Source organism: Paraclostridium dentum (assembly GCF_012922555.1).
Taxonomy (GTDB): domain Bacteria; phylum Bacillota; class Clostridia; order Peptostreptococcales; family Peptostreptococcaceae; genus Paraclostridium; species Paraclostridium dentum.
The window spans coordinates 32964-46035 of the sequence record NZ_WIPK01000015.1 but is presented as its reverse complement, the minus strand read 5'-3'; the positions used below and the strand labels follow the sequence as shown (position 1 = coordinate 46035).

Annotated in this window: 11 protein-coding genes; 9 read left to right on the top strand and 2 right to left on the bottom strand. The window is 25.3% G+C overall.

Annotated elements, in window-relative coordinates; genetic code table 11:
• Positions 1–249 precede the first annotated feature (249 nt).
• The 4 genes from GFJ41_RS15725 (at position 250) to GFJ41_RS15710 (ending at position 5708) form a co-directional block, all read left to right on the top strand.
• The gene (locus GFJ41_RS15725) at positions 250–966 is read left to right on the top strand and encodes a LytR/AlgR family response regulator transcription factor (protein WP_170075829.1); all 717 of its coding nucleotides are present in this window, start codon (positions 250–252) and stop codon (positions 964–966) included.
• Positions 960–2339, top strand: coding sequence for a sensor histidine kinase (locus tag GFJ41_RS15720; RefSeq protein WP_170075828.1), 1380 nt, complete (start codon positions 960–962; stop codon positions 2337–2339). The genes GFJ41_RS15725 and GFJ41_RS15720 overlap by 7 nt, the downstream gene beginning before the upstream one ends.
• Positions 2340–2446: 107 nt before the next feature.
• Positions 2447–5011: an ABC transporter permease gene (locus tag GFJ41_RS15715; RefSeq protein WP_170075827.1), complete on the top strand. Its 2565-nt coding sequence runs from the start codon at positions 2447–2449 to the stop codon at positions 5009–5011.
• Positions 5004–5708 (top strand): ABC transporter ATP-binding protein, encoded by a 705-nt coding sequence (locus GFJ41_RS15710; protein WP_170075826.1) that lies wholly within the window; start codon positions 5004–5006, stop codon positions 5706–5708. Before GFJ41_RS15715 ends, GFJ41_RS15710 begins: the two co-directional genes overlap by 8 nt.
• A 40-nt stretch (positions 5709–5748) precedes the next feature.
• Here GFJ41_RS15710 and GFJ41_RS15705 read toward each other — a convergent pair whose 3' ends face one another.
• Positions 5749–6744: an ATP-binding protein gene (locus tag GFJ41_RS15705; protein WP_170075825.1), complete on the bottom strand. Its 996-nt coding sequence runs from the start codon at positions 6742–6744 to the stop codon at positions 5749–5751.
• Positions 6745–6769: 25 nt separating this feature from the next.
• A complete protein-coding gene (locus GFJ41_RS15700; protein WP_170075824.1) occupies positions 6770–7828 on the bottom strand; it encodes a DnaD domain protein in 1059 nt (352 codons plus the stop codon).
• A gap of 98 nt (positions 7829–7926) precedes the next feature.
• Here GFJ41_RS15700 and GFJ41_RS15695 point away from each other — a divergent pair, with 98 nt between their 5' ends.
• The 5 genes from GFJ41_RS15695 to GFJ41_RS15675 all read left to right on the top strand — a co-directional run bounded on the left by GFJ41_RS15695 (position 7927) and on the right by GFJ41_RS15675 (position 13056).
• Complete coding sequence (locus GFJ41_RS15695) at positions 7927–9390, top strand: M1 family metallopeptidase (RefSeq protein ID WP_226888296.1); 1464 nt, start codon at positions 7927–7929, stop codon at positions 9388–9390.
• A gap of 86 nt (positions 9391–9476) precedes the next feature.
• Positions 9477–10271 carry an MBL fold metallo-hydrolase gene (locus GFJ41_RS15690; protein WP_021428016.1) on the top strand — a complete coding sequence of 265 codons (795 nt, stop codon included), beginning with the start codon at positions 9477–9479 and terminating at the stop codon, positions 10269–10271.
• Between the two features lie 15 nt (positions 10272–10286).
• Positions 10287–10766 (top strand): 23S rRNA (pseudouridine(1915)-N(3))-methyltransferase RlmH, encoded by a 480-nt coding sequence (rlmH, locus tag GFJ41_RS15685; RefSeq protein WP_170075823.1) that lies wholly within the window; start codon positions 10287–10289, stop codon positions 10764–10766.
• A gap of 101 nt (positions 10767–10867) precedes the next feature.
• On the top strand, positions 10868–11638 hold the full coding sequence (locus GFJ41_RS15680) for a class I SAM-dependent methyltransferase (protein ID WP_170075822.1): 771 nt from the start codon (positions 10868–10870) through the stop codon (positions 11636–11638).
• A gap of 272 nt (positions 11639–11910) precedes the next feature.
• Positions 11911–13056 (top strand): 5-bromo-4-chloroindolyl phosphate hydrolysis family protein, encoded by a 1146-nt coding sequence (locus tag GFJ41_RS15675; protein ID WP_170075821.1) that lies wholly within the window; start codon positions 11911–11913, stop codon positions 13054–13056.
• Positions 13057–13072: the final 16 nt, after the last annotated feature.

Sequence of the window (13072 nt, the reverse complement as noted above, 5' to 3'; positions counted from 1 at the left end):
GGATTATAGCTCAGCTGGGAGAGCACCTGCCTTACAAGCAGGGGGTCACAGGTTCGAGCCCTGTTAATCCCACCAGTAAACTCTTGGATTTTATCTAAGAGTTTTTTTGTGTTCAAAAAAGCTATATATACATAATGAATTCAGAGAAAACCGAGTTTTTAGTATAAAAATGTATTATAACTTAAGAAGTATTTACAAATTATGTATAATAGTTATATAAACATATAAAAAATATATACAGGGGATATTATGATAGAAATAATTTTATGCGAAGATCAAATAGAACATCAAAAAAATATAGAAAGAAATTTAAAAAATATATTATGTGAAAAAAATATTGATTACAATTTAAACATATATTCAACTGGGGAAGAATTACTTAAGAATTATAATCAAGGTGCGGATATATTTATACTAGACATTCAGATGGACGAGATAACTGGAATGGATGTAGCTAGAAAGATAAGAGAAATAGATAAAAATAAACCAGAAATAATTTTTACAACATCACTTATTGAATACATACAAGAAGGATACGAAGTAAGGGCTTATAGATATTTACTAAAACCTATAAAATATGATGATTTTAAGAAACATATTTTGAGTTGTATAGATGAAGTTATAAATAAAAGAGATAAATTTGTGTTAGTTGAAAATAAAAATGAAACTTACAAAATAAATATAGAAGATATAACTTATATTGAAATTCAAAGAAAAGATATGACTATACACACAGAAAATAAAATTTATGAAACTAAAATGACCATGGATAAAATTGAAAAGGAATTAAAAAATCATAAATTTTATAGATGTCATAAAAGTTTTTTAGTAAATATAAATTATGTAGAAAATATAAAACAATATGTAGCTATATTAGATAATAAAGAAGAGATTTTAGTTAGTAGGCATAGATTTAAAGATTTCAAGCATAAATTTTTAAGTTCTTTAGGAGAAAAATTATGTTAATAAGTGAATTAATGTCAAGGCTAACTATAGGGATATCTACGTTTGTTGAATATTTTATTTTTATAAAAATATTAAATTGTTTAGAAGAAAGAAGATATGAAAAGAGATATTTGGATATAGTATTTTTGTTAATTGGATTTTTAGACTCTATAATTTTATTCAGTAGAGAAACACAATATTATGGTTTTATAAATAATTTAAAATGGATATCTTTTATTTTACTTATAAAGTTAAATTATAAAATAAGTAATTATAAAGTATTGTTATATTATTTAACTTATAATACAGTACAATATGTGATTTGGCAATGGGTATATTATATAGTTTTCTTTTTTGTAACAGGACATTCTCAGTATGCTTCAACTACATCGGAATATAACTATAGTGTAATATCTATTATAGGAAGTTCAATCACTATATGTATTAATATAAGTTACATTAATATAATTAAAAGATTTAAATATATAGAGAAAGAAAAAGTAAGTGTAATAATTATAATAGGATGTGTAATAAGTAATTTTACAGTAGCTATTATGAACAGCCTGCCTACATGGACATATATGTTTAGAATGAACTATTCTTATGATCATCTTAATGTATTTAATATAAATGTAACTCCTAAACTGTCTTTTACAAGTAGCTTTTTACTTTTGATGATAGTTTTTAAAACTATTAAAGATATTAAAGAAAAAAGTGAAGAACGTCTATTAAAAGAAAAAATAGATATGCAGTACAAGTATTATTTAAGTCTTCAAGAATCTCAAAATAAGGTAAAAAAGCTTTATCATGATATAAATAATCATATATTTTGTATAAAAAATTTAAGCTCTGATAAAGAAGATGTAAATAAATATATAGATGAAATGAGTAAGGAATTAAACGAGTTCAAAGAAATACATAATACTGGAAATATGATATTAGATATTATATTAAACGAAAAACAAAATATTTGTAATGAAAATAATATAGATTTAACTTGTGATGTTAATTTTTCTAAATGTAATTTTATAGAAATGACAGATGTATGTAGCATATTTTCAAATATATTAGATAATGCAATAGAAGCGTGCAATAAAACTTATATGGATAAAAAATATATAAAAATAAGGGGAACACTTGTTAAATCATACTATGTTATACGCTGTGAAAATTCTAAAACAAATAAATTAGAAATAAAAAATAGTAAAATTATAACTAGCAAGAAAGATAAATTTATTCATGGGATAGGATTAAAAAGTGTTAAATCTTCAATTAAAAAATATAATGGAGATTTAGAAATAGAGGATTTTAAAAATAAATTTTTATTACAAATTTATATACCTATAGATGAAAACATGACAGTTGGGGCTACAAAGGTACCAGTTGTACTATAAATATTGAAGGTGAAAATCAAAGGTGTTATCTTTTAAACGTAAAAGATAACACCTTATTTTTTTGATTTTAGGGGCATAAATATGAATTACAAAAGGGAGGGTATATTTTGAAGATTAGTTTTAAGTTAGCAATTGCTTATATGAAAGAGCAAAAAGGAAGGACTATCGCATTAATAACAAGTATAGCGTTAGCTGTAATACTAGTATTCTCATTAAATGTAATACCAGAAACACAAAGTAAACTAGAAATAAAAGAAGCATATAAAAATTATAGTGACTATCATGTTGAATATAGTAACTTAAGCGATGATATAGTTAATAAGTTAAAAAAAGATAAGGAAGTAACTGAAATTAATGACATTTTGGGGTTAGGTAAAATTGTAGGAAAAAACGGAACATCAATTCAATTAAATTCATATAGCGATAAATTTATAGATTCATATGGATATCAATTATCGAAAGGAAGTACTCCTAAAAATTCAAATGAAATAGTTATAGAGCAAAAAGCATTAAAAGAAATGGGCCTAAGTGATGATTTAAATCAAGAAATTGATTTTAAAATTGTAAAGTATTATGTTGATAAAAATAATGAAAATCAAATATTTAGTAAAGATAAAAAGTTCAAACTTGTTGGGGTAGTAAAAAAGCCAGATGCTTACTATGAAGACTCAAGTAGTTATGCAAGTGAAAATGAGTACTATGGAGTAAAGGCTTTTACTAAAGATAATAGCAATGAATCTATTTTACCAAACAATTTAGTAACTCATGGTGGAACTTTATATTTAAACTCATCTAGACCAGATATTGGAAAAGCTTATGAAATTATAAATAAATATGGATTAAATGATTCAAATTTCATGGTAAATGCATCACTAACACAAGTTTTAGATGATTATTCAATGTCAAAGGGAACAACATACACAATGAAGCGAAAGTTATATCCAATGTTAGCGGCAACTTTAGTTATATGTAATATATTTAGTATAGTTCTTATAGATATGACAAAACAAATAGGTATATTAAGAGCAATTGGTTTATCTAAAAAGAAAGTAAGATTTATGATTGCGATAGAAAGTATTAGCGTATTAGCATTAGGTCTTATATTTGGATTCTTGATAGGAACGTTAGCTTCATATGCTGGATTTTACATTATTTATGGGAGGTTTGTAAATCTTTACATAAGTAAAGCTAGTATATATGAGCCTATGTTAATGGCTACTATAGCTGTATTTATATCAAGTTTAGTACCAATATATAAAAGTGGGGAAATTTCTCCTGTAGAGGCTATTAGAAGCAGTGATAAATTTAATAAAAAACAGAAAAATAGATTTTATTATAAATTAATAAGAAAGGTTTTTGGATTTTCAGGAGAAATGGCTTACAAAAACTTTTGGAGAAATAAAATAAGAACAATACTTTGTATTATATCCATAAGTTTGGGAGGAGTACTTTTTATAGATACGATTGCAATGTCAAAAAATGAAGATAAAAGCTTAGATAATACTACTATGCCTCTTATGATGATGGGAAATAGTAATATAAAATTATCTCACAATCCTAATAATTCAGATTTTAATTTCACAAAATTTAGTAAAGATGAAATAGAAAAAATATCAAAAATAAAAGAGGTAAAAAGTGTAAAGCCAATTATTGAGTTAAATGGAATTTTTATAACTAACTCTAAAGATTTAACCAAAGAGTATAAAAGTGTAAATGGGATAGTTGATGAAAATAAAAACTTAGAAGAATATGTAGATATTGAAGGAAATAACAATGAGAGTTTAAAAAACATAGACCAATATATTGAAAAAGGGAAAAATATAAATGATAAAAGTAAAGGTAAGTATCCAAAAGCTTTAGTAACGAATTATTTTTACTCTAATGCATCACCTAATACAAAGTTATTAAATGATATGAAAGTAGGCGATTTAATAAATATAAAAATTCCTGTTACAAAAAACAATAAAGTAGAGTATAAAAATGAAAAGATAGAGGTTGCTGGAATTTTAAACGGAGACTATGTTTTAAGAGAAGGTGGATTATCAACTGGGTTAAAAATTGTATTAAATGAAGATGATTTTAAAAATATAAGTGGACGAGAAAATTATAATAAACTAAATATTCAAATTGAAAAAGGAACTGATAAAAAAGCTCAAGGTGAAATAGAAAAAGTTATAAAAAATAATTCATTTTCAAAATTTGAAAGTAAATACAATTATAAAAATTACTACATAAAGCAAAGTGAAAGAACTACAAAAGAAACATTAGTAATCGTAGGTTTAATATTATTAATATCATCTATAAATGTATTATGCATAATAAAAGCTAACATAATGACTAGAATGAATGAACTTTCAACATTAAGAGCTATAGGAATGAGTCCTAAAAAACTTAAAAATATGATTGTAAAAGAAAATATAATGTATGCAGTTTTTGCATCTATATTGGCAAGTATAATTGCTACTCAGAGTATTTATAAATTTACAAAACTTTCAAATGAAATAAGTAAAGAACTATCGGGCAGTGAAAAAGCTATGAACTTTACATTCCCTATATTTGAAAGTGTAGAATTTTTAATAGTATCTATAATTATGTGTTTAATAGCAGTATTTCTATGTAAAAAGAAGATAGAAAAAATGAGTATAGTAGAGGGGTTAAGTACAAATGAATAAAGGTGGGGATTTTGTGACAAATATATTAGAGATAACAAATTTAAATAAGATATATGGTAAAGGTGACAATAAAGTACAAGCATTAAAAGATATAACTTTATCTATAGAAAAAGGCAAATTTACAGCTATAATAGGTCCGAGTGGAAGCGGTAAAAGTACACTTTTAAATTGTATTGCAGGACTAGATACTGTATCATCAGGCAAAGTAATGTTAAAAGGTAAAGATATTTCAACTTTAAATGAAAATAAATTATCTAAATTAAGAAGCGAAGAATTTGGATTTATATTTCAAAGTTTTAACTTAATCCCAGTTATAAATGTATATCAGAATATAATACTTCCAATATCTATAGACGATAAAAAAGTAGATAAAAAATACATAGACAGTATAATTGATAAGTTAGGTCTTAAAGATAAAATTAATAAATTTCCTAATGAGTTAAGTGGAGGTCAACAACAGAGGGTAGCTATTGCAAGAGCTTTGGCTAATAAACCTAAAATAATATTTGCAGATGAACCAACAGGAAATTTAGATAGTAAAACAACAGAAGAAGTTATGGCTTTATTAGGAAGTTGTGTGAAAGATTTTGGACAAACATTAGTTATGATAACTCATAATAATGAAATTGCTAATATGGCAGATATTTGTATTGAAATTAAAGATGGAAAATTATATATGGATAAGAAGATTGTCTAGTAATTAAAAAAATGACTAAGTTAGAAAATACGGAGATTTTCTACTTAGTCATTTTTTGTTCCCATCTTAAATCATTACCTATAAACTTAACCATTCTAAATCTATCAAATATTCTAGAGAATATTCTTTGTGCGTATATATCCCCTAATTGCATAGGTGATAAGTTAGTTGAAATTATAGTTTTCTTTCCTGATAGTAGACGAGTATTTAAAATATTAAATAATTCACTATTAGTAAAAGAGTTAGTAAGCTCTGTTCCTAAATCATCAATTATTAAAAGATCACAATCAAATAAATTATTATAATTATCTTTTGTTATATGATCATCTGAATTTTTAAACTTATATTCTTCTATGATTTCAAACATTTTAAAAGCAGTCTGATATATAACTAAGTAACCCTTATCTAAAAGTTCTTTTGCAACACAGTTACACATAAAACTTTTCCCTAAACCTGTGTCTCCATAGAAAAGCATATTTTCATCATTATCTTTATCGAAGTTCATAACAAAACCTTCACATATAGATAATATCTCTAATATATTTTCTTGAGGAGATACTCCAGAAGAATCTTCTCTTTGAGTAGAGAATATAGACTCATCAAAAGTAGAGAAGTTTTGATGATGAAGAACTCTAGATAAATTAGACATATGATAAGCCTCATTTATTATTCTTTGCTTAAGGCAATTACACTTGTGTCCATTTCCTAAAAATCCTGTATCTTTACACATAGAACAATCATGCTTAACTTCTAAATACCCATTAGGTACACGATTATCTGATAAGAGTCTTTCTTTCTTTTTCTTTAATTCGTTCATTTGATCTTTAGTTTCATTTAATATAGACTCTTTATCTTTAGGATTTAAAAGAATTAATTTAGCAAGTTTTAATCCTATCTTACCTATTTCCTCATCTATTTGTTTAATTTCAGGTATTCTAGAGTACACTTTCTTTTTTCTTTCTTGTAAATCACGTTCAGATTGATCTCTTTTTCGCTCATAAGAAGTAAGAATATCTCTCAATGTTGATTCTTTCATATATTAATCACCTACCTAAAATTATTTATCTAAATTTACCTTTTTGGCTTTCTTGAAGTATTTTTTCTAATTCATCAGGACTATATTTAGTAAAAGTCTGATTTATATTATGGAATCTAGTTTTAACTTGTTTAGGAGCAGTATTAGAAGATTTTGAATTAACTTTTTTAGTTTCTGACTGTTTTTTAAATTCTTCTTCTGACGCTTTTAAGTCTTCTAACGTTTTAATATTTTTATCATTCCAACTCTTAACAATTCCGTTAATATAAGCTATAGAAGGATTAGAAATATTTTTTGACTTAGAACATGCTTCTAAAATAAGTTCTATATCAAATTTATATTTATCAAACCATACATCCATAATTTCCTTTTCAGCTTTTGTAGCTTGTCTAGAAAATCCGAGTTCATTAAATACTGTTTTATACATCATAAATCGCTTACTTCTTTGAGCAAAGCTATTTTTAACATCTTCAACAGTATAAAGACTAGCATCATACCAGTTTCTAATTATACCTTCTACATAACTAACAGGTTTAGCAACTCCAGTTTGTTCTTTAACGTGTTCATAAGCGCATACTATCATTTCTGTGCTCATATTATATTTATCTATCATATCCATAATTGTAATCTTTTCATTAGATTGAAGATGTCTACCTATAATTTGATTTATAGAATTAAACATTTTTCTAATTTCAGGATTATCATTTATAGTAACGATAGTATTAACATCAGATTTAACTGAATTATTTGCGTTTAGTATATTATCAATATATATTTTTTTCAAATCTAAAAACTCTATTGAAAAACTAAAATCATCTAGCCCATCATTTTTATGTTTTTTTATTAAATTCTTGTCTTCCCAAAAATCCCAAGCTGCCAATACATCAGATAATGGTACATTTAAATTTTTTGCAATAGAATTATTATTAAACTTAGGGTTAGAAGTCTCATCACATGCATATCTATAGCCTAAAAGATAAACTTGTACGTATAATCCATTAGCCATTGGCATAAATATATCTATAAATATGTTATCAATAGTAGTTTGTCCTAAATCTATTTCGTTGACTTCTTTAAAGAACATTTTATCACCTCAGATTGATTATAACATAAAATCTATTACAAATTATGATGTAGAGAATTAAAAAAAATATTCATTTAACTACAAAGGGGGATTTAAAATTGATTATTGATTTTAGAAGGAAAAATAGAAAAATTATATCTTTTATGATCATAGGTATTATTTTTCTAGGAGGGCTATTTTACTTTAATAAAGAAGCTGATAAGCCTGTTTCAAATATAAAAACAGAGAATATGAGCTCTTATAAGATGGATGTAATATTAGATGATGAAAGTAAGCGTTTGATGTGCAATCAAAATGTACAATACGTTAATAATACTAAAAATGAATTAAAGAGTATTTACTTTCATATATACCCAAATGCATTTTCAAAAGAAGAATTTGCTCCATTTGAAAAATCTCAAATGAAACAAGCATACCCAAATGGATTTAATGAAGGTTACATAGATATTCAAAATATATTAATCGGTGGAGAAAAAGTTAAATTTAATATTGATGGTAATAAAGAAGACATATTAGAAGTACGCTTGGACAAACCTTTAAAGCAAAATGAATCTGTATCTATAGATATGAAATTTAATGTAAAGATCCCCAATTCAGTTGGTAGATTTGGATATGGAAATGATACTATAAACGTTACAAATTGGTTCCCTATAGCTTGTGTGTATGATGATAGAGGATGGAACACAAAAAGCTATGAAAGTATAGGTGATCCATTCTATAGTGATGTAAGTAATTATAAAGTTACTCTTTTAGCTCCATCTAAATATAAATTTGGGACTACTGGAAAGGTGATAGAATCAAAATCAAGTGATAAAAAATCCATGTACAATATAGAAGCAAATAAAGTAAGAGATTTTGCTTTCGTTTTAAGTGATAAATTTAATGTTAAAAAAGATTATACAAAAGATACAGAAATATTAACTTATAATTTAGATAAAAAATTCTCTGATTTATCTACAACTATAGCAAAAGATTCTATAGACATATTTAGCGATATGTTTGGTAAATATCCATATGATACATATTCTGTTATAGCAAGTGATTTTTACATAGGGGGTATGGAATATCCGACTTTATCTATGATAGATAAAAGCCTATATAATTCTAAAAATAAATTTTTATTAGAATATGTAATAGCTCATGAAACAGCACATCAATGGTGGTATAGTGTAGTTGGAAATGATGAAGTTAATGAACCTTGGTTAGATGAAGCTTTAACTGAATATTCTACAGTACTTTATTTTGAAAAAAAATATGGCAAAGAAACAGCTACAAGATTAATGAGCACTATGGAAAAACAATCAAAATCTTACTCTAGTCAAGATATGTTTAAACCTTCAAGCAAATATAAAAATTCAATGGATTATAGTTTAAACGTATATACTAAAGGTGCAGTAGTATTCCATAATATAAGAGAAGAAGTAGGAGATAAAGTATTTTTTAAAGTATTAAAAGAATACTATGAAACATATAAGTTTAAAAATGCAAATGGATCCCAATTTATGGAGTTATGGAGAAAAAATGGAGTAGATATAGATAATATAATAAAGAAATGTAAGTAAAATTTAGGTAGAGCCTTAAAAAATATTTTAAGGCTCTATTTTTTTGGTATAATATAATTTATGATTGTAAAAGAAAGAGGTGCCACATGATAGAATACAGTTCTATAGGAAGTGGAAGTAGTGGAAATTGTCATTATATTGGATGTAAGAACACTAAGGTTTTAGTTGATGCAGGCCTTAGCGGAAAGAGAATAACAACTAATTTAAAAGATTTAGATATAGATGCAAATGAATTAAAGGGAATATTTATAACACATGAACATTCAGACCATATAAAAGGGGCTGGAATATTATCAAGGAAATTTGATATACCTATATTTGCTAATGTAAAAACATGGTGTGCAATGAAGGATAAAATAGGGGATATAAAAGATAAAAATATGAAAGTTTTTGAAAATGATAAAACTTATTCATTAGATGATTTAATAATAAGACCATTTTCAACATCTCATGACTCTGCAGATTCTGTGGGATATAATTTTTATAATGATAAACAAGAAAAAATATCTATTGCAACAGATATAGGGTGTATAACAGAAAATTTAAAGAAACATTTATATAAATCTAAATTAGTAGTATTGGAATCTAATTATGATCCAAACATGCTTATGATGGGTTCTTACCCATATGCTTTAAAAAAGAGGGTTATGTCTGAAACAGGACATTTATCAAATGAAGAAGCAGCTAAGTTTTGCGTGGAACTAATTAACCAAGGAACAGAATCTATACTACTTGCACATTTAAGTAAAGAAAATAATTTTCCAGAATTAGCGTATGAAACAACTAAGGGGATTTTATTACAAAACAACATGATAGTTGGACAAGATCTTAAGTTAGATGTTCTTTTAAGAGAAGATGCATCAGATATATATAGACTATAGAAACAGGAGACATTTATGAATATAACTATAATAAGCGTTGGAAAGCTTAAAGAGAAGTATTTAAAACTAGGAATAGATGAGTTTAAAAAGAGATTATCTAAGTATTGTAAACTTGATATGATAGAGCTAGATGATGAAAAGTGTCCAGAAAGTTTAAGTGAAAAGGACATGGAAATTGTAAAAAATAAAGAAGGCCAAAAGATTTTATCAAAGGTAAAGAGTAATAGTTATGTTATAGCTTTAGCTATAGATGGAAAGAATTTATCATCTGAAGAATTAGCAGAAACTATGAGTAAATTAGCTGTTAGAGGTAATAGCCATATTACTTTTATCATAGGTGGATCATTAGGTCTAGCAGATGATGTTTTAAAAAGAGCGGATTATAAGTTATCTTTTTCTAAGATGACATTTCCTCATCAAATGATGAAGTTAATATTATTAGAACAAGTTTATAGAGCATATAGAATAAATAATAATGAACCGTATCACAAGTAGAGTCGTTAGGTTTTAAAATAAAAAAATAAAAAAGTAACCTTAATTTAGCTGATTAAGGTTACTTTTTATGAGTACTAAATTTATACTCAGGAAGGTTAGTTATGAATAAGAAACCAATTTATAAAACATGGATAAGAATAAATAAAATAATGACTTTTTTAGCAATTTCTATATTGTTAATATTGATATCATTTTTACCAATTAATTTATATTTACGTATTAGTGCTAGTGTTTTACTTTTACCATTTTTATATATTTTATTTATAATATCATATTCTTATTATCAATTTTCAGATAGAGGTGGAAATTTACAATCAAAAATACATTATTTGATTATAAATAAGATTAGTTATAAAGAAAATGTAAAAATATTAGATATAGGTGTTGGTAGTGCTTCACTTATAACTAAGTTAGCTAAATCATTTACCAAAGCATCTCTTGTAGGAATTGATTATTGGGGAGATGACTGGGAATATTCAAAACAAATATGTGAAACTAATGCTAAATATGAAGGTGTAGCAGATAGAATTAAGTTTATACAAGCAAGTGCATCTGACTTACCATTTAGTGAAAATGAATTTGATATAGTAGTAAGTTGTTTAACTTTTCATGAAGTAAAAGACGAGGCTGACAAAATCAAAGTATTGAAAGAAGCTTTAAGGGTTCTTAAAAGAGATGGAGAGTTTGTATTTCTAGATTTACTCCTTGATGAAAAAATATTTGGGAAAAATGATGAGTTCTTTAATAGAATTAGTTCACTTGGAATTTCAGAAATTAAAGTTGAAAAGCTTGAAAATATAATTAAGTTGCCACCGATATTATTACATAAAAAGGTATTAGGGAATGCTATGGTTATTTACGGAAAAAAATAAGGTAAGAACAAATGATAAAATAATAAAGTGATCAATGATGTACTGTTTGAAATTCACTATAATAAATAAGTGTAGTTTTAGCCTTAGGCATTTATAAAAATTGCCTAAGGCTATCTTTATAAATAAGAATATATTTAGTATATGTATTATTTTCCTTATAACTTAGCGGTTACAATTAGCTAAATTATAAGATATAATAAACTTAAAATATTAACATAATAGTATATATATATTTATGTTAATTACAATTAAAATAACCTGGAGGCAAGATAATGAGTAAAAAAGATTTTTCTGATTTAGAAGATCAAATTATGTCTACAGTTAGCAATACACTTAAAGCAATAGATTTTGCTAATGTTAAAAAGGATATTACAGATAAAACTGAGGATACATTAAATCAATTTAAATCAAAATTTAATGGATATAGTGAAAAGTACATGAATTTAAATAAAAAACCTAAAAATGATATATCAACATATATTAGTAAAAAACCAGCTGGAAGTATATCCGGAATAATTTACATATTTTTAGGAGTAAGTGGAAGCTTAGTTTATGGTTCATCAGTGGCAACCTTTTTAATATTTAAGATACTATTTAGTGGTGTTGTTATTACAGGCAGCAATATTATGTTTGGAGTTGCGCTTTTATTTTCTGTAATAAGTTTAGGGCTGTTATTAAGGGGAATAACATTAAGAAAAAGAGTAAAGCGTTTTAAGAAGTATGTAAGATTTATTGGCAACAATAGTTATTTTTTAATTAGTGATTTAGCAAGATTTGCAAAAGAGAAAGATAGCTTTGTCGTTAAAGAATTAAGCAAAATGATAGATAAAGGTATGTTTTTAGAAGGACACATAGATGAAGAAAAAATTTACTTCATGATAAATGATGAAGTTTATAACGACTATTTAAATTTAAAAAATCAGCAAATAGCTAAAGAAAGTAACGATGAAAAATTAAATGAAGAAATCTATGATTTAGAGAAAGAAAAAATAGAAGCTACAATTAAAATAGGAAGAAGTTATATTGAGCAAATAAGAAATATAAGAAATGATCTTTGTAAAGAAGAAATAGCTATTAAATTAGATAAGTTAGGAAATATTGCAACCCAAATCCTTAGTCAGGTTGAAAAGAATCCTAATAAGATACAAGAAGTTAATAAATTTATAAATCATTACCTTCCTATTACTATAAAATTAATTAATTCATACAAAGATATAAATAATCAAGTAGTTCAAGGTGAGAATATAGAAAATGCTAAAAATGAAATTGAAAAAAGTATTGATCTTATTAATAGTGCTTTTGAAAACTTACTAGATGATTTATTTGAAGATGTTGTTTTAGATGTTTCTACAGATATTTCTGTTCTTAAAACATTATTTAAACAAGAAGGATTGGTAGAAGAGGATTTTAAAAAGTAAGTTTTAAATAAAAGGG